The following is a 17,997-nucleotide window of genomic DNA, read 5'->3' as shown; positions in this document are numbered from 1 at the left end:
TTAGGCTTCCGGCCATGCGTGCGGCGTTCGGCATTCCGGGGTGCTATGCCTTCATGCACTGTTGTCGCTGACTCCCAAGCCCGTGTGCGGTCTGGTTCCGGAGTTCTCGAATTCTCCTGACGTTCTAGTTGCCTTTCCGCCGAGACGGGACACCGAGATCCGCTAAGTTCTCCCACCGGAAGGCCATCGATGGACATCAGGACCGCAGCGCGCTGGCGGCCTGTTCTCGCCCTTGTTCTCACCGCCGGTGTCGTGGCCGGATGCCACGGCGGCGCCAGCGATGCCGTCGGCGGCACCGGGCCGGCCGACGCGCACACCAGCATCACGCTGGTCGCCTACTCGGTCCCAGAACCCGGATGGAGCAAGATAATTCCGGCGTTCAACGCCTCCGACGAGGGCAAGGGCATCCAGGTGGTCACCTCCTACGGGGCCTCCGGTGACCAATCCCGCGGTGTGGTGGACGGCAAACCCGCCGACGTGGTGAACTTCTCCGTCGAACCCGACATCGCGCGCCTGGTCAAGGCCGGCAAGGTCGCCAAGGATTGGAACACCGACGCCACCAAGGGGATCCCGTTCGGCTCGGTGGTCACGCTGGTGGTGCGCAAGGGCAATCCGAAGCACATCAAGGATTGGGACGACCTGTTGCGGCCCGGCGTCGAGGTGATCACGCCCAGCCCGCTCAGTTCCGGGTCGGCCAAGTGGAATCTGCTGGCGCCGTACGCCGTCAAGAGCGAGGGCGGCGCGCACGGCGACGCCGGCGTGGACTTCATCCGGAAGTTGGTGACCGAACACGTCAAGTTGCGCCCGGGATCGGGGCGCGAGGCCACCGACGTCTTCGTGCAGGGCAGCGGTGACGTGTTGATCAGCTACGAGAACGAGGCCATCGCCACCGAGCGGGCGGGAAAGCCGGTCGAGCACCTCAATCTGGCGCAGACCTTCAAGATCGACAACCCGGTCGCGGTGGTCAACACCAGCCCGCACCTGCAGGCCGCCGTCGCGTTCAAGAACTTCCAGTACACCGCGGCGGCCCAAAAGGTGTGGGCGCAAGCCGGTTTCCGGCCGGTCGACCCGGCCGTCGCCGCCGACTTCCGCGACCAGTATCCGGTGCCGGCAAAGCTGTGGACCATCGCCGATCTGGGCGGCTGGAGCGCCGCGGACCCGCAGCTGTTCGACAAGAACACCGGCAGCATCACCAAGATCTACACGCAGGCCACCGGATGACGGCCATCACGCCCGACCCGCTGGCGATCCGGCCCGAACTCGGCGGCGACCCCGGACACCAGCCGGTGCCCGGACGCGGCCGCGGCACCACCGCGCTGCGGGTGGGGGTGGCCACGGTGTGGCTGTCGGTGATCGTGCTGTTGCCGCTGGCCGCCATCGCCTGGCAGTCCGCCGGCGGCGGATGGCACGTGTTCTGGCTGGCGGTCACGTCGAACGCCGCGCTGGAATCGTTCCGGGTGACGCTGACGATCTCGGCCGGGGTGACCGTGCTCAACCTGGTCTTCGGCCTGGTGATCGCCTGGGTGCTGGTGCGCGACGAGTTCCCCGGCAAGCGGCTGGTCGACGCGATCATCGACCTGCCGTTCGCGCTGCCCACCATCGTGGCCAGCCTGGTGATGTTGGCGCTGTACGGCAACAACAGCCCGGTGGGTCTTCACCTGCAGCACACCGCGGCGGGTGTGGCGGTGGCGTTGGCCTTCGTCACGCTGCCGTTCGTGGTGCGTGCGGTCCAGCCGGTGCTGCTGGAGCTGGACCGCGAAACCGAGGAGGCGGCCGCGTCGCTGGGCGCCAGCGGCCCGAAGATCTTCACCTCCGTGGTGCTGCCCGCGTTGCTGCCCGCGTTGTTGTCCGGTGCGGGCCTGGCGTTTTCACGCGCGATCGGCGAGTTCGGCTCGGTGGTGCTGATCGGAGGTGCGGTGCCGGGCAAGACCGAAGTGTCCTCGCAGTGGATCCGGACCCTGATCGAGAACGACGACCGGACCGGCGCCGCCGCGATATCGATTGTGCTGTTGGCGATTTCCTTTGTGGTGCTGCTGATCCTGCGGGTGGTCGGTGGGCGCGCGGCCAAACGCGAGGAGCTGGCCGCATGACGTCGTCGCCCGGGGTCCGCTATGGCCTGCGATTCGTGGCGCTGGCCTACATTTTCGTGCTGCTCGTCATTCCGGTGAGCCTGATCCTGTGGCGGACGTTCCGGCCCGGATTCGGCCAGTTCTATGCCTGGGTCAGCACCCCCGCGGCGATCTCGGCGCTGAACCTGACGCTGCTGGTGGTGGCCATCGTGGTGCCGCTCAACGTCTTCTTCGGCATCCCCACCGCATTGGTGCTGGCGCGCAACAGGTTTCGGGGCAAGGGCGTGCTGCAGGCGATCATCGACCTGCCGTTCGCGGTGTCGCCCGTCATCGTCGGCGTGGCGCTGATCGTGCTCTGGGGTTCGGCCGGCGCACTCGGGTTCGTCGAAAAGGACCTCGGCTTCAAGATCATCTTCGGTCTGCCCGGCATCGTGCTCGCCAGCATCTTCGTCACCCTGCCGTTCGTGGTGCGCGAGGTGGAACCGGTGCTGCACGAGCTGGGGACCGACCAGGAGGAGGCGGCGGCCACCCTGGGTTCGGGCTGGTGGCAGACGTTTTGGCGGATCACGCTGCCGTCCATCCGGTGGGGCCTGACCTACGGCATCGTGTTGACCATCGCACGTAGCCTGGGGGAATACGGCGCGGTGCTGATGGTGTCGTCGAACCTGCCGGGGAAGTCGCAGACGCTGACCCTGCTGGTCTCCGACCGCTACAACCGGGGCGCCGAGTACGGCGCCTACGCGTTGTCGACGCTGCTGATGGGGGTTGCCGTGCTGGTGCTGGTTTTCCAGGTGGTTCTCGATGCCCGCCGCGGCCGCGCGGCCCGGCAGGCCTGACGAGGAGGCATGACGTGACCGACGCCGGTACCGACCGCGGCGACATCGCCATCACTGTGCGCGACGCCTACAAACGCTACGGCGACTTCGTCGCACTGGACCACGTGGACTTCGTGGTGCCGACCGGTTCGCTGACGGCCTTGTTGGGTCCCAGCGGATCGGGCAAATCGACGCTGCTGCGCACCATCGCCGGCCTGGACCAGCCCGACACCGGGACGGTGACCATCTACGGCCGGGACGTGACCCGGGTGCCGCCGCAGCGCCGCGGCATCGGCTTCGTGTTCCAGCATTACGCGGCGTTCAAGCACCTGACGGTCCGCGACAACGTGGCCTACGGCCTCAAGGTGCGCAAGCGGCCCAAGGCCGAGATCAAGGCCAAGGTGGACAATCTGCTGGAAGTGGTGGGGCTGAGCGGTTTTCAGGGCCGCTACCCCAACCAGTTGTCCGGTGGGCAACGGCAGCGGATGGCGCTGGCGCGGGCGCTGGCCGTCGACCCGCAGGTGCTGCTGCTCGACGAGCCGTTCGGCGCGCTGGACGCCAAGGTGCGCGAGGACCTGCGCGCCTGGCTGCGCCGGTTGCACGACGAGGTGCACGTGACCACGGTGCTGGTCACCCACGACCAGGCCGAGGCGCTGGATGTCGCCGATCGGATCGCGGTGCTCAACCAGGGCCGCATCGAGCAGATCGGATCCCCGACCGAGGTGTACGACGCGCCGACGAACGCGTTCGTGATGTCGTTTCTGGGTGCGGTGTCCACGCTCAACGGCACTTTGGTGCGACCGCACGACATCCGGGTGGGCCGCACTCCCGAGATGGCGGTGGCGGCCGAGGACGGCACAGCCGAGTCGACGGGTGTGGCCCGGGCCATCGTCGACCGGGTGGTCAAGCTGGGTTTCGAGGTGCGGGTCGAGTTGACCAGCGCGGCCACCGGCGGGCCCTTCACGGCGCAGATCACCCGCGGTGACGCCGAGGCGCTGGCCCTGCGCGAGGGCGACACCGTCTACGTGCGGGCCACCCGGGTTCCGCCGATCACTGCCGGTGCGACGACGGTGCCCGCGGTCTCCCGCGACGGCGCCGACGAGGCCACCCTGACGTCGGCGTAAGGAACGCTCTTCAGCGCGACAGCCAAACAGGTTGGCGCCGAAGGCTTTACGAGGCGTGCAGCCCGCATTCCGTCTTGGCCAGGCCCTGCCAGCGCCCGCTGCGCGGGTCGGCGCCGGCCAGCGGCTTGGCCGTGCAGGGGGCGCAGCCGATCGACGAATAGCCTTCGTAGATAAGCGGATTGACCAGCACGTTGTGCTCGTCGATGTAGTTCTGCACGTCCTCGTCGGTCCAGGTGGCCATGGGGTTGACCTTGACCAGCTTGAAGCCCTCGTCGAAGCCGATCACCGGCGCGTTGGCCCGTGTCGCGGCCTCCGAGCGGCGCAGGCCGGTCACCCAGGCCGAGTATCCGCGCAGCGTCTTGCCCAGCGGGGCGACCTTGCGCAGCCGGCAGCATTCGCCGGGGTCGCGCGCGAACAGGTCCTTGCCCAGCAGTTTGTCCTGCTCGGCGACGCTGTGCTCGGGAGTGACGTTGAGCACCCGGATGTCGTAGACGGATTCGATCGCATCCCGGGTCCCGATGGTCTCGGCGAAGTGGTAGCCGGTGTCCAGGAAGACCACCGGCACACCGGGGCGGACCTTGGCGGCCAGGTCGATCAACACCGCTTCCTGCATGCTCGAGGCCACCACGTAGTTGCAGGTGGCCCATCCGCGTGGCCCGTTGACGCCGCCGAATGTTTCGTCGGTCCAACGCAACACGTCGCTGGCGCTGGCGCCTTCGAGCTCGGCGGCGCCGCGGGCGGCTAGTTCACGCAGTTCGGCCTCTGGAAGTTTGGTCGTTCGTTCGGTCATCGCAAATCGTCCTCGTCTGCCCTCATGGCCCACTGGGCGAAACGTTCACCTTCGCCGCGATATTTCAAGAAGTTGCGTGCCACCCGCTCGATGTAGTCGCCGAGCTCGTCGCTGGTGACCTTGTGCTGGCGCAGTTTTCGGCCGAAGCCGCTGTCCTGGCCCAAGCTGCCGCCCAGGTGCACCTGGAATCCCTCGACCGAGCCGCCCTCTCCGTCGTCGACCATCTGGCCTTTGAGGCCGATGTCGGCGACCTGGATGCGGGCACACGAGTTGGGGCAGCCGTTGAGGTTGATGGTGATCGGCACGTCGAGCTGCCGGTTGACATCGGCGAGGCGGCGCTCCAGCTCGGGCACCAAACCCTGTGCCCGCACCCGTGTTTCGGCGAAAGACAGCTTGCAGAACTCAATTCCGCTGCAGGCCATCAGGTTACGACGCCAATGCGACGGTTGCGATTGCAGGCCGAGGGCTTCCAGCCCGGCCACCACCTCGTCGAGCTTGTCGTCGGGGATGTCGAGCAGCACCAGCTTCTGATAGGGAGTGAACCGGATCCGGTCGCAACCCGCTTGCTGCGCCAGGTCGGCCACCGCCAGCAGGATGGTGCCCGACACCCGCCCGGCGATCGGGGCGACTCCCACCGCGTTGAGCCCGTTCTTGAGCCGTTGCACCCCCACGTGATCGATCGGATGCGCGACCGGCTCGGGGGCCGGACCGTCGATCAGCGGACGCTTGAGATATTCGGTTTCGAGAACTTCGCGGAACTTCTCGATGCCCCAGTCCTTGACCAGGAACTTCAGCCGCGCCTTGGAGCGCAGCCGGCGGTACCCGTAGTCGCGGAACACCGAGGTGACCGCCGCCCACACCTCGGGCACCTCGTGCAGCGGAACCCAGGCGCCGACCCGTTGGGCCAGCATCGGGTTGGTCGACAGCCCGCCGCCGACCCACAGGTCCAGGCCGGGACCGTGCTCGGGATGGTTGACGCCGATGAACGCGACGTCGTTGACCTCGTGGGCGACGTCCTGCAACCCCGAGATCGCGGTCTTGTACTTGCGGGGCAGGTCGGCGAATTCGGGCTGACCGATGTAGCGGCGGGCGATCTCGGCGATCGCCCAGCTCGGGTCGATGACCTCCTCGAGCGACTCACCCGCCAGCGGCGACCCCAGGATCACCCGCGGGCAGTCGCCGCAGGCCTCGGTGGTGCGCAACCCCACCGCGTCAAGCCGACGCCAGATCTCGGGGACGTTTTCCACCTCGATCCAGTGGTACTGGATGTTCTCGCGGTCGGTGATGTCGGCGGTGTCGCGGGCGAAGTCCACCGAAATCTGGCCCAGCGTGCGCAGCGCGGCCGCGGAGATGGCGCCGCCGTCGCAGCGCACCCGCATCATGAAGTACCTGGCCTCGAGCTTTTCGATGTTCTCGTCGCCGGTCCAGCTGCCGTCGTAGCCCTGCTCGCGCTGGGTGTACAGGCCCCACCAGCGGAAACGGCCGCGCAGGTCGCTCTTGTCGATGCTGTCGAAGCCGTTTTTGGCGTAGATGGTCTCGATCCGCTCCCGAACTGCCAGCGGCGCGCCGGCCTGTTTCATTTCCTCGTTCGGGTTCAGCGGCTCACGATTCCCCAGTGCCCACTGGCCCTCGTTACGGGCCTTCGCGGGTCGGGCGGTGGTCATCGGACGTTCTCCTCGGAAAAAGATCGCCAGCGCGGCCAGCACAGTTCACCGACACTGTTGGGCGGCATGGAACCGTCAGCCGGCTGGAGACGCGGGGGGGCTGGGTCTACCACGTCAAGGCAGACAGATACAGCTGCAGACGCGCTTGAGATCGATGTGCCGTCGCGCCACGAGCACCACGTGCGGGCTGGGTTGGGCGACAGTCACGCCAACCATTGTGCCACGGACGCCGACGGGCCGTGCGAGCAGGTCAAATCTTGGCTCACGGTGATTTAAAACCCGGGCCGCAGCGGGCTCGCCGTACCGCCCGGGCCGCCCGTTCGCCGTGGGATCATGTGGCATGGCCATTCGCGAGCAAACGGTCGAGCTGCCCGACGTGCGGGTGGTCGACGGGCGCCCGTTCGGCCTCTATGTGCACGTGCCGTTTTGCGTAACCCGTTGCGGCTACTGCGATTTCAACACCTACACACCCGCCGAGCTGGGCGGGGTCAATCCCGACGCGTGGCTGGGGGCGCTGCGCACGGAACTGGAACTGGCCGCCGCGCGGCTGCGGCCACCACCGGTGAACACCGTGTTCGTCGGGGGCGGGACGCCCTCGCTGCTGGGGGGCGCGCGGCTGGCGCTGCTGCTGGACATGGTGCGCGAGCACTTCGCCCTGGCGCCCGACGCGGAGATCACCACCGAGGCCAACCCCGAGTCGACGTGGCCGGAGTTCTTCGACGCCATCCGGGCGGCCGGTTACACCCGGGTGTCGCTGGGGATGCAGTCGGTGGCGCCGCGGGTGCTGGGTGTGCTGGACCGCATTCACACGCCGAACCGGTCGGCGGACGCCGCCCGCGAGGCGCTGGCCGCCGGGTTCGAGCACGTCAGCCTCGATCTCATCTACGGGACGCCGGGGGAGTCCGACGAGGACCTGCTGTGGTCGCTCGACACCGCGATCGAAACCGGTGTGGACCACGTGTCCGCCTATGCGCTGGTGGTCGAGGAAGGCACGGCGCTGGCCCGGAGGGTGCGCCGCGGTGAGCTGGCGGCGCCCGACGACGACGTGCTGGCGCACCGTTACGAATTGGTCGACGCGCGGCTGTCGCAGGCGGGTCTGTCCTGGTACGAAGTCTCCAACTGGTCGCGCCCGGGCGGGCAGTGCCGGCACAACCTCGGCTACTGGGACGGCGGTCAGTGGTGGGGCGCGGGTCCCGGTGCCCACGGCTACGTCGGCACGACGCGCTGGTGGAATGTCAAGCACCCCAACGCCTATGCCGAACGGCTCAACGCCGCGGCGCTGCCGGTGGCCGGATTCGAGCAGCTCGGCTCCGAGGCCTTGCACACCGAAGACGTGCTACTGAAAATCCGCCTGCGCCAAGGGCTTCCGGTGGATCTGTTGAATCCCGCGGAACGCGAACGCGTCCAGGGCGTGGTGGCCGACGGGTTGTTGGTGCGCGACGGCGACCGGCTGGTGCTCACGCCGCGCGGGCGGCTGCTGGCCGACGGCGTGGTGCGCACGCTGTTGGGGTGACGCCGGTCAGACCCCGTACCAGCGCTCGACGAGGCGGGCGATCTCGATGTAGAGCGGGATCCCCACCGTGACGTTGTAGGAGAACGTCAGGCCCAGCGAGGCGGCCAGCGGCAGCGTCGGGCTCGCCTCGGGGATCGCCAGGCGTTGCACCGCGGGCACGGCGATGTAGGACGCCGCACCGCAAAGCACCGCGAACAGCACGTAGGTCCCGGTCTTGAAGTCGGTGTGGGTCAGCGAGGCGTAGCTGCAGGCGACGAAAATGCCCAGTGTCGCAAAGACATTCGGGGCCACCAGGCCGAAGACGATGAAACCCCAGCCGGCGGAGCGAAGGTCCTTCAACTTGCGCGACGCCGTCATCCCCATCTCGAGCAGGAACAGACACAGCACGCCCTGGAAGGCGATCACGAAGAACTTGTCGTCGTCGGCGACGACCTTCTGGCCTTGCAGCCCGCTGACCAGGCCGATGATGATGCCGCCCATCAGCAGGACCAGGCCGGGGTTGAGGAAGACCTCCTGGAACAGCTCCCGGGAGAAGATCGGCGCCCTTGTGCCCTTGCCGCGCAGCGGGCCCGGGTCGGTCTGCCACTCCGGATGCTCCAGCTTTTCCAGCGACAGTTCCAGCTCCTGCTCGATGGCCGCCTCCTCCTGGGTCTGCAGGCTCTGGCCGTGCGGCGGACGCGCGGCGGTGCCGGGACCGACCCCGACCCGGACCGGCGGCGTGTAGCCCGCCTCGTCGGGCATGTACCCGGCGGAGTCCATGCCCCGGTGGCGCAGTCGCGCCACGAAGTACAGCGCCACCAGGCAGCCGGGAATCTCCATCACGGCCAGCATCACCGGCATGTAGGCGTTGAAGGCGATGTTCACCGCCGCCAGGACCGCCACGCAGGTGGCGAAGGTGCCCGCCGAGTCCGACCCGTAGTAGCCGGCGATGGTGGCGCGGTCCACCTTGCGCAGCGATTTCAGCCGGCTCAGCCCCAGGTAGGCCAGCCCGCCGATGGCGCAGTTCAGCACGAACCCGAGCACCATGAAGCCCACGATCGCCCCGACGCTCGACGCGCTGACCTGGGCGAGTTCCTCGCCGCCGTGCCAGCCGATGGCCAGCAGCAGATACATCGTCAACCCCTGATAGATCACGTAGGGGAATTCGAACCGCACCTTGAGAATCGGGATCAGGAAACCGAAGTAGAAGAACAGCAGTAGCGGCTTGAAGAGGTTGTGGGTGAAGTTGTGCCAGAACTCTTGCAGCATCGATGCCTCCGTTGATCAGAGCCGTGATCGTGGGGAAGCACCGTCCGCGAGCCGAGCAGCCACGAAACGTCCCGACGACCGTGACGAACCTATCCCCGCCGCCCTGGCCTCGCCACTCGACGACACGGCGGGTGAGGAAGATTTAACGGAATCCTTTCGGGCGGCATAAGCGCTGCTCAGGGCCGGATTTCCGGGCGGAATCGGGGCGGATTGGCCGGTTCGCCGCCGCCGTGCATTTGGTGTGAAGGTGCTGTGGATTTACTGTGCAGTCAATAGAAGCCAGGTCCGGACTGTAGGCCACGGCCGGTGGCTGCTCCGAACCGACGGGCGGTGACCACCCCGGGATGAGTGTGGCCGCCGGATGCGCACCGTGTGTGGCCGCCACGTAAACGGCGGGAAAACGTTGCGACGACGATCACCGCCCTTCCGGGAATCGGGCTGACGAGATCGGTTGCGCAAAGCTACATAGGTTAGGCTACATTTACTAACCGTGACCGAGGTCAGCGTCGAGACAACTTCCGCCGGCTCTGAGTCGCCGTCGATTCCCCTTCCGGTGCACATCGACCCGGCGGACCTGGCCGCCGAGCTGGCCGTGGTGCTCTCCGAGCGTGCCGGGGAAGAGTATTTGCTCTACGAGCGCGGCGGTGAATGGGTGCTGGCCACCGGGGTGCGCGCCATGATCGAGCTGGACAGCGACGAGCTGCGGGTGATCCGCGACGGCGTGACCCAGCGCCAACACTGGTCGGGCCGGCCGGGGCCGGTGCTCGGTGAGGCCATCGATCGGCTGCTGCTGGAGACCGACCAGCTTTTCGGCTGGATCGCCTTCGAGTTCGGCGTCTATCGCTACGGGCTGCAGCAGCGACTGGCGCCGGGCACCGCGCTGGCCCGGGTGTTCTGGCCGAACGGACGCGTCGTGGTGACCCGCGAGGCGATCCAGCTGTTCGGGACGTCGACCGGCCGGCGCGACGACGTGCTGGGCGTGCTCGGCGACGGGGTGCCGGGGCTGCGCGACGCCTCGGCGGTCGACGTCGTCACCGACCCGTCGAACTATCGCGATCGGGTGGCCTCGGCCGTCGCGGAGATCGCTGCCGGCCGCTATCACAAGGTGATTCTTTCCCGTTGTCTCCAAGTGCCTTTCGCGCTGGACTTCCCCTCCACCTACCGGCTGGCCCGTCGGCACAACACCCCGGTGCGGTCGTTTCTGCTGCGGCTTGGCGGGATTCGCGCGGTGGGCTACAGCCCGGAACTGGTTGCGGCCGTGCGTCACGACGGCGTCGTGGTGACCGAACCGCTGGCGGGCACCCGCGCGTTCGGCCGCGGCGCCCTGCACGACCGCCAGGCCCGTGACGACCTGGAGTCGAACTCCAAAGAGATTGTCGAGCACGCGATTTCGGTGCGAAGCTCGCTGCAGGAGATGGCCGAGATCGCCGAGCCCGGCACCGCCGTGGTCACCGACTTCATGACGGTCCGGGAACGGGGCAGCGTCCAGCATCTCGGCTCCACGGTCAGCGGGCGGCTGGGCACGTCCAACGACCGGATGGACGCGCTGGAAGCGCTGTTCCCCGCCGTCACCGCCTCGGGCATCCCGAAAGCGGGCGGAGTGGAGGCGATCCTGCGTCTCGACGAGGGACCACGCGGGCTGTATTCGGGTGCGGTGGTGATGGTTTCGGCCGACGGCGCGCTGGACGCGGCGTTGACGTTGCGCGCGGCCTACGAGCATGACGGCAAGACCTGGCTGCGGGCCGGCGCCGGCATCATCGAAGAGTCGACGCCCGAGCGCGAATTCGAGGAGACCTGCGAGAAGCTGTCCACCCTCGCGCCGTATCTCATTGCGCGCCAATAGCTTCCCGGGGCTGCCGCTGCCTGGCGTGTGCCGGGTCACGGTTCGGCGCTAAGGGACTTTCGGCCCTAGGTGGTCGCCTCCGCCGCGTGTCATCTTCATGTAACCGCATGACACAGATACATGCGGGCTGCCGACCGCGATGGACAACCGGGAGGGTTCCGTGCCCAAGGACCTGACTAACCTGCAGCTGCTGCATGAACTCGAGCCGGTGGTGGAGGGGCTGCTCAACCGGCACCTGGCGAAGTTCAAGGAGTGGAACCCGCACGACTACGTGCCCTGGTCGGACGGCAAGAATTTCCACACCCGCGGCGGGCAGGATTGGGAGCCCGGCCAGACCCGGCTGCCCGACGTCGCGCAGGTGGCCATCGTCCAAAACCTGCTGACCGAAGACAATCTGCCGTCGTATCACCGCGAAATCGCCATGAATTTCGGCATGGACGGCCCGTGGGGCCAGTGGGTGAACCGCTGGACCGCGGAGGAGGCCAGGCACAGCACCGCGCTGCGCGATTACCTCGTGGTCACTCGATCGGTGGACCCGGTGGAATTGGAGTTGCTGCGGCTCGAGCAAATGACCCGGGGCTTCAGCCCCGGCCAGAATCAGCAGGGCGACATGTTCGCCGAGAGCCTGTTCGACTCGGTCATGTATGTCTCATTCCAGGAATTGGCCACCCGCGTCTCGCACCGCAACACCGGCAAAGTGTGCAACGACGCGATCGCCGAGCAGTTGATGGCCAGGGTGTCGCACGACGAAAACCTGCACATGATCTTCTACCGGGACGTCAGCGCCGCAGGCCTGGATATCGCACCGAATCAAGCGATGAAGTCGGTGCACCGGATTCTGCGCAATTTCAAGATGCCCGGATTCACGGTGCCGGAGTTTCGGCGCAAGGCGGTGATCATCGCCGTCGGCGGTGTGTATGACCCACGGATCCATCTCGACGAGGTGGTCATGCCGGTGCTCAAGAAATGGCGCATCTTCGAACGCGAAGACTTTACCGGCGAGGCCGCCCGAATGCGCGACGATCTCGGCCTGCTGGTCAAGGAGCTGCAGGATGCGTCGGAGAAATTCGAGGAATCCAAGCAGCGCTACCTCGAACGTGAGGCACGCAGGACCGAGAAAATCACCGCCAGCAAAGTGTTGCAAACGAAAGGAACGCTGACGCTGAGCCGGCATTGAGCCGAGTGTTCGCCGATGATTGTCGCCGCCGGGCCGATGTCACGCGCAACCCTGCACGCCTGCTGCGGGTTTGCCGCGAAAATCCATCATTCTCCGGTTTTCTGACAGCGCCGCGTTTAGCATCTGTGCCACCTTCAACGGGATGGAGTATTTGTGTCTGGCCGTAAGTCCAAAATCATTCTTGCCGTAATGCTGGCCCTCACTTACCCCACGGCCGCAGCCTGCACGGGCACCTACACGTGCTTAACCTGCACTGTGGTCAGCACTCCTTTTTAGTGCTGACCCACGTCTAGATTGCGCGCGCACGACCCGAGGTGCGCGCGAAGCCGTATTCAGGCCGACGAGCTGGATTCGAGATAGTCGGCCAGAATACGGCTGACCAACGACTCAATATTGGCTTCGATCGACGACGCGAGCGTCGCGGTGACCGTCGCGACCGCTTGGGTGCGGAACCGCACCAGCATGGTGATCAGCTCGGCGATCTCGGCGTCGGCCGGCAATGGTTCGCCGGGCTTGATCCGATCGAGCACGTGTTCGGCGCCCGCGCGCACCAGCATGTCGCTGATCTTGTCGATCTCGGGGACGATCTGCTCGTGCAGGTCGATGAGCTTGTCGAATTCGACGCCGTAGCCGCGTATTTCGTTGAACGCCTCGATCAGCTTCGGGCGGGTCAGGGTGGCCCGGGACCCGTCGACGCGGATCACCTGAAGCGCCACCAGGCGCTCGAACGCGCGGGGGTCGCCGACGAGTCGCTGCGCCTCGGCCAGCGACATGGTCTCCGGTTTCTCGGTGGTCCAGGTGCCCACGATGGCGGTTTCCAGGCCCAGCACGTCACCGAGGTTCTTGCCTTGCTCCCAGGCGCTGAGCATTTCCCGGACGTGGGCGATGGTGTAGCCGCGGTCGAGCATCGACGTGATCAGCCGCAGCCGGGTCAGGTGGGTGTCGTTGAACAGCGCGATCCGGCCGACGCGCAGGGGCGGCGGCAGCAGCCCGCGGTCACGGTAGACGCGAATGTTGCGGGTGGTGGTGCCGGCCAGCCGGGCCAGGTCGTCGATCCGGTACTCACCGGAGTTGGGGTCGCCGTGCGGGTGACGGACCGCCGCGTCGAAAAGCTGCGACACCGCGCCCTCGATGAGTTGGCGATATTCCCGCGACTGGCGCCGGACGCGCTTGGGTGCCCGCCGCACGTTGTGCAGCACGCTGGCGATGGTGCCCGGCTCCGGCCTGGAAGAACGGTAGGTTGCGCGCTCGGTTGCCATGTCGGTGCGCCGGCTCAGGCGGAGGAGGCGGCGGGTGTGCGGGCACGCCGCGCCACGGCCTGATAGTCCTGGTACCGGAAATCGCTCATCTGGCGAAGATACTGCGTGGCGAAGCCGGGATACATCGACCCGTTGAATCCGTCCTTGGTGAGGTACCAACTTCGGCACCCCGACATCCAGGTCGTCTTGGTGAGCCGGCGTTGAATGGCCTCGTTGTGGCGGCGTTGAACCTCTTCGCGCACATCGAGGTAGCGCAGGTCGTCGTTGAGAATGGTGGTGATGCCGCGGACCGCGTAGTCCAGCTGGCCCTCGATGTAGACCAGCAGCGAGTTGTGCCCGGGCCCGGAGTTGGGGCCGGTCATCACGAACAGGTTCGGGTAGCCGTGCACGTTGATGCTCTTGTAAGCCTGTGCGCCACCGGCCCATTCGGCGGCCAGCGATCGGCCCCCCAGCCCGGTGACCGGAAACGGCGGACCGGTCAGGTGCACGTCGTAGCCGGTGGCGAACACGATGCAGTCGAGGTGGTGCTCGATGCCGTCACTGGTGCGAATGCCGGCCGGGCTCAACGTGGCGATCGGCCAGTCGATGAGCTTGCAGTTGTCGCGTTGCAGCGCCGGGTAGTAGTCGCTCGAGACCAGCATGCGCTTGCAGCCGGGCCGGAAGTCCGGCGTCAGCTGACGGCGCAGCCACGGATCCTTCACCTGAGCGCGCAGATGCGCCTTTCCGAGCCGGGCGACCAGCGACGTCAACGGCGTGTCCCACACCAGCGCGGTGGCGCTGGCTTCGTGGCCCCAGTACAGCGCCTGGCGGGCAAGTTCCTGTGCGGCAGGAACTTTCGCGAACAACGCCTGGACAGCCGGTGGGGTGGCGACGTCCAGCCGCGGCAGCACCCAGCACGGGGTGCGCTGAAACACCTTGACGAACCCGGCCTGCTTGACCAGTTCGGGGATGATCTGGATGGCGCTGGCGCCGGTCCCGATGACCGCGACCCGCTTGCCCGCGAAGTCGTAGTCGTGGTCCCAGCGCGCGCTGTGGATCTTGTGCCCGCGGTAGCTGTCCAGCCCACGGATGTCGGGGAAGCTGACGTCGGACAGCGGACCCGACGCCAGCACCACGGTACGGGCGCGGAACTTCTTGCGGTTCTTGGTGGTGGCGGTCCACACGCCGGCGTCCTCGTCGAAGGCCAAACCGCTGACCTCGTGGCCGAACCTGATGCGCCGGCGAATGTCGAACCGGTCGGCCATGTCCTCGAGGTGGCGATAGATCTCGGGGGCCGGCGAGTAGGTTCGCGACCAGGTCGGGTTCTTGACGAACGAGTAGGAATACAGCAGCGAGGGAACGTCGCAGCTGGCACCGGGATACGTTGTGTCACGCCAGGTTCCGCCGACCCGGTCGGCGCGCTCCAGAATCACGATGTCGTCGACTCCGGCCTCGGCCAGTCGGATCGCCGCACCCAGACCGGTGAAGCCGGCTCCGATGATGAGCGCCGCGTGGGCGTGATCGCGTGCCATGCTCACGCCGCCGGCTCGTGGGTGAGTTCTTCCACCCAGGATGGCACCGGCGGAAGCAGCAGCCGCGGATACCGGTCGGAAAGCCACACCATCGAATTCGCCAGCAGGTGGTAGGGGTGGCGTGGGTTGGTGACCACTCCGGCGTAGCGCCTCAGGAAACGATAGGTCGGCACCCGAGTGGTGCGTTCGCCGCGATCGCCAAGCTCTTTGAATCGTTTCACCGCCCGGTAGAGCCGCTCCGGCTCCATGCCCATGGCGGTGATCTCGTTGCGGATCCGGTTGATCAGCGGTGCGCCGGTGATCGCACCGATGATGAGGCCCGGAGTGGCATGGTGACCGACGAAGTCGATCAGCAACCGCCGGACCTTGGCGTGCCCGATCATGTCGAGGACTTCGAAATCGACGACGAGATGGCGGGATTCGTCATTGTTGATCTTCTCGAAGACCTGATGGCAGATGGGGTCGTGCACCTCGTCGAGGAGAAATTTCAACAGGGCGCCGTCCAGTGCCACCTCGAGCATCGGGATGACGGTGCCCAGCAGCGACAGCGGCATGTCGTCGGCCCAACGGTCCAACCAGTCGATCGCCAGCCGGATATTCACGTTCGGCTCGGGAATCTCACCGTCGGTGAGCATGCCCCAGCGTTTCATCAGCGCCAGTTCGGCGTTGGCGTGCCGCTGCTCCTCGGCGTGAAAGTAGCGGTAGATCTCGGCGATGGTCGGGGTGGGCGCCTTCTTCGCCAGTGCCGCGAATCCCCTGGCGCCGATGTTCTCGATCCAGCACAGGTCGGCCATGAACGCCTTGAGCTGTGGCCGCTGTTCGTCACTGATCATGTCGGCGCCGGGCGCGGTCCAATCGATGTCGGCGAGCGCCCACTGTCGATCCTTGATCTTGGCGAGCATGGCTTCCATGTCGATGGCCACCGGAGGCTCCTTTCCGTCGGGTGATCAGGGCAGGTTGATTCGGGACACCAGGCCGGCCGCTCGCGTATAGGCCTGCGGGGCAAGGCGTTTGATGTGCCAGCCGATTTGTGCGTCGAGCTGCGGCATGCAGTACAGGTCGCCGCGGTCGTGCGCGTCCAAGCAGATGCGGGCGACTTTGTCCGCGGAGAACCCGGTCCAGCGCATCAGTTTTGCGGCCAGTTCGCCGGATTCCTCGCTGATCCGCCCGGATTCGAGGATGTTCGTCTTGACGAACGTCGGGCACAGCACGGTGACCCGCACCGGCGTGCCGGACAGCTCGGCGGCCAGGGTCTCGGACAGTGACAGCACGCCCGCCTTGCTGACGTTGTAGGCCGCCATGCCGGGGGCCGCGCCGAACGCCGCGGCCGAGGCCACGTTGATGATGCCCCGCGGCGCGGCCGACTGCGCGGCGTCGCGCAGGATCGGGGTGAACACATGACAGCCGTGAATGGGACCCCACAGGTTGATTCCGAGCGTCCACTGCCAATCGTCCAGTGGCGCATCACCGATGGCCGCGCCGCCGGCGCCGACACCGGCGTTGTTGATCACCAGTGTGGGTGGGGCGCCGAACCAGGACTGCGACTGCTCGGCCAGCGCCTGCACGTCGCCGAATTGCGAGACATCACAACGGGTTGCGAGGGCTTTCGCGCCGTGTTCGGTGATCGCGTCGGCCGTCCGCTGGGCGGCGGCTTGGTCGATATCGCTGCACACGACGGTGCCGCCGCGCTTGCCCAGTTCGAGGGCGAAGGCCGCACCGATGCCGCTTCCCGCGCCGGTCACCACCGCCAGGGCGCCGCGGCTGGTCTTCGATCGGTGCAGCAGCCGGTCCAACATGTCAGTGCACCTCCTGGGTGAGGGCACGGGCATCCTGCAGGGCGTGGGTGATGAACCGCGCGACATAGGCCATGGCCTTGGCGGCTTCGGGCGTCATGCGCGGCAACGCCTGAAAGACGTGCACCTGGTGCGGCCAGATCTGTAGTTCGCATCTGCCGCCGGCGGTGCGGATGTCGGCGGCGAGTTGGTGGGCGTCCTCTTGCAGCATTTCGGCTCCGCCGGCCTGGATCAGTGTGGGCGGAAGCGCGGGACCGCGGGCGACGTCGAGCGTCAGCCGCTCATGGGTGAGGTCGACGCCGCTGTGGTAGCGGCCCACCAGCCGGATCGCGTTGGCCGCCCGGGTGGCCGGATCGGGGCGAATCCGTTCTCGCGCCTTGGCCAGCTCGAACGTCAGGTCATAGAGGGGGGAGAACAACACCATGGCGGCGGGGTGTTCGACCCCCGGTTGCAGCAGTAGGTCGACCGACAGGTGACCGCCCGCCGAATCTCCGGCGATCACAATGTGTTTGGGCAGTAGGCCGCACGTGTCGACCAGCCAGTCCCAGCCCGCGCGGACATCGTCGGCCGCGGTGGGGAAGCGATGCTTTGGGGCGAGTCGGTAGTCGATGCAGAACACCGGAAGGCCGGTCAAGGACGAAAGCCAGGATGTCAACCGGCGGTGCGTCTTTGGCGAACACACGGCGTACCCGCTGCCGTGCACGTAGTAGATGGCTCCCGCGGTTGTCGATGAGCGCTCAGCTTCGCTGGTGGGGGTGCGCGGCCCGTAGACCCATTCCCCTTTGACGCGGCGGCCGTCGGGCAGCCTGGTGTCGACCAGTTCGACGCGCGTGCCCGCGAGCGAGGGTCCAAAGGTGCCCATGATCCTGGCGATGATCTGACGCGAGAGCCATAGCCCCCATGCCCGCTCGGGCGGGATCACGCTGGTGATCGGCCGCAAGGTGTAGGCACTTACCGCTGCCGCCCCGCGGGATCGCAGCGACCCGCGAGCCGGAACACCGTCCGTCATACAACGCAGTCAATACCAAATGGTGACATTCGTCAATGGCAGATTCGCGGTGGGGTGTCGAGCCGGTCGCCTACGAAAGCTGTAGGTTCTCAAATCCCGTTTCCAATTCTCAAATGAAATGTCCACTTGATGTCCAATTGGACATTTGAGTGAGACGGCTGAACCCGTGGATCGTCGTCTGG

15 protein-coding genes are annotated in these 17,997 nt (G+C 66.9%); 7 read left to right on the top strand and 8 right to left on the bottom strand.

Features of this window, described 5'->3' with window-relative positions; all coding sequences use genetic code 11:
- Positions 1 to 189: 189 nt before the first annotated feature.
- The 4 genes from MAA44156_RS12610 to MAA44156_RS12595 are packed head-to-tail and all read left to right on the top strand — an operon-like array spanning position 190 to position 4,008.
- Positions 190 to 1,221, top strand: coding sequence for a sulfate ABC transporter substrate-binding protein (locus tag MAA44156_RS12610; RefSeq protein ID WP_011724332.1), 1,032 nt, complete (start codon positions 190 to 192; stop codon positions 1,219 to 1,221).
- Positions 1,218 to 2,090 carry a sulfate ABC transporter permease subunit CysT gene (cysT, locus tag MAA44156_RS12605; protein ID WP_003875919.1) on the top strand — a complete coding sequence of 291 codons (873 nt, stop codon included), beginning with the start codon at positions 1,218 to 1,220 and terminating at the stop codon, positions 2,088 to 2,090. The genes MAA44156_RS12610 and cysT overlap by 4 nt, the downstream gene beginning before the upstream one ends.
- Positions 2,087 to 2,905 carry a sulfate ABC transporter permease subunit CysW gene (gene cysW, locus MAA44156_RS12600; RefSeq protein WP_009976057.1) on the top strand — a complete coding sequence of 273 codons (819 nt, stop codon included), beginning with the start codon at positions 2,087 to 2,089 and terminating at the stop codon, positions 2,903 to 2,905. The genes cysT and cysW overlap by 4 nt, the downstream gene beginning before the upstream one ends.
- A gap of 14 nt (positions 2,906 to 2,919) precedes the next feature.
- Positions 2,920 to 4,008 (top strand): sulfate/molybdate ABC transporter ATP-binding protein, encoded by a 1,089-nt coding sequence (locus MAA44156_RS12595; RefSeq protein WP_009976059.1) that lies wholly within the window; start codon positions 2,920 to 2,922, stop codon positions 4,006 to 4,008.
- A gap of 46 nt (positions 4,009 to 4,054) precedes the next feature.
- Here the strand turns inward: MAA44156_RS12595 and MAA44156_RS12590 are convergent, their stop codons facing one another.
- Complete coding sequence (locus tag MAA44156_RS12590; RefSeq protein WP_003875922.1) at positions 4,055 to 4,798, bottom strand: phosphoadenylyl-sulfate reductase; 744 nt, start codon at positions 4,796 to 4,798, stop codon at positions 4,055 to 4,057.
- Positions 4,795 to 6,462: a nitrite/sulfite reductase gene (locus tag MAA44156_RS12585; protein WP_009976061.1), complete on the bottom strand. Its 1,668-nt coding sequence runs from the start codon at positions 6,460 to 6,462 to the stop codon at positions 4,795 to 4,797. The genes MAA44156_RS12590 and MAA44156_RS12585 overlap by 4 nt, the downstream gene beginning before the upstream one ends.
- A 340-nt stretch (positions 6,463 to 6,802) precedes the next feature.
- Between MAA44156_RS12585 and hemW the strand changes: the two genes are divergently transcribed.
- Entirely contained in the window at positions 6,803 to 7,975 is a 1,173-nt protein-coding gene (gene hemW, locus MAA44156_RS12580) for a radical SAM family heme chaperone HemW (RefSeq protein WP_009976062.1), read from the top strand.
- 6 nt (positions 7,976 to 7,981) lie between these two features.
- Here hemW and MAA44156_RS12575 read toward each other — a convergent pair whose 3' ends face one another.
- Positions 7,982 to 9,223 (bottom strand): sodium-dependent bicarbonate transport family permease, encoded by a 1,242-nt coding sequence (locus tag MAA44156_RS12575; RefSeq protein WP_009976063.1) that lies wholly within the window; start codon positions 9,221 to 9,223, stop codon positions 7,982 to 7,984.
- 490 nt (positions 9,224 to 9,713) lie between these two features.
- Here MAA44156_RS12575 and MAA44156_RS12570 point away from each other — a divergent pair, with 490 nt between their 5' ends.
- Together MAA44156_RS12570 and MAA44156_RS12565 are read left to right on the top strand one after the other, a co-directional pair.
- Positions 9,714 to 11,066: a salicylate synthase gene (locus MAA44156_RS12570; RefSeq protein ID WP_011724335.1), complete on the top strand. Its 1,353-nt coding sequence runs from the start codon at positions 9,714 to 9,716 to the stop codon at positions 11,064 to 11,066.
- Between the two features lie 160 nt (positions 11,067 to 11,226).
- On the top strand, positions 11,227 to 12,243 hold the full coding sequence (locus MAA44156_RS12565) for an acyl-ACP desaturase (protein WP_011724336.1): 1,017 nt from the start codon (positions 11,227 to 11,229) through the stop codon (positions 12,241 to 12,243).
- A gap of 332 nt (positions 12,244 to 12,575) precedes the next feature.
- Here the strand turns inward: MAA44156_RS12565 and MAA44156_RS12560 are convergent, their stop codons facing one another.
- From MAA44156_RS12560 to MAA44156_RS12540, 5 genes are read right to left on the bottom strand one after another with little or no spacing between them, the layout of a single operon-like run.
- Positions 12,576 to 13,502, bottom strand: coding sequence for a MerR family transcriptional regulator (locus MAA44156_RS12560; protein WP_003878367.1), 927 nt, complete (start codon positions 13,500 to 13,502; stop codon positions 12,576 to 12,578).
- A gap of 14 nt (positions 13,503 to 13,516) precedes the next feature.
- Positions 13,517 to 15,019: a flavin-containing monooxygenase gene (locus MAA44156_RS12555; RefSeq protein WP_003878366.1), complete on the bottom strand. Its 1,503-nt coding sequence runs from the start codon at positions 15,017 to 15,019 to the stop codon at positions 13,517 to 13,519.
- Positions 15,016 to 15,936: a hypothetical protein gene (locus MAA44156_RS12550; RefSeq protein ID WP_009976070.1), complete on the bottom strand. Its 921-nt coding sequence runs from the start codon at positions 15,934 to 15,936 to the stop codon at positions 15,016 to 15,018. Before MAA44156_RS12550 ends, MAA44156_RS12555 begins: the two co-directional genes overlap by 4 nt.
- Before the next feature lie 24 nt (positions 15,937 to 15,960).
- A complete protein-coding gene (locus MAA44156_RS12545) occupies positions 15,961 to 16,809 on the bottom strand; it encodes an SDR family NAD(P)-dependent oxidoreductase (RefSeq protein ID WP_023879869.1) in 849 nt (282 codons plus the stop codon).
- 1 nt (position 16,810) lies between these two features.
- Complete coding sequence (locus MAA44156_RS12540) at positions 16,811 to 17,815, bottom strand: alpha/beta hydrolase (RefSeq protein ID WP_156649247.1); 1,005 nt, start codon at positions 17,813 to 17,815, stop codon at positions 16,811 to 16,813.
- Between the last annotated feature and the right edge of the window lie 182 nt (positions 17,816 to 17,997).

The organism is Mycobacterium avium subsp. avium, from assembly GCF_009741445.1.
GTDB lineage: Bacteria > Actinomycetota > Actinomycetes > Mycobacteriales > Mycobacteriaceae > Mycobacterium > Mycobacterium avium.
The sequence above is the reverse complement of the archived record's forward strand: the minus strand, read 5'-3'. Positions and strand labels throughout refer to the sequence as shown.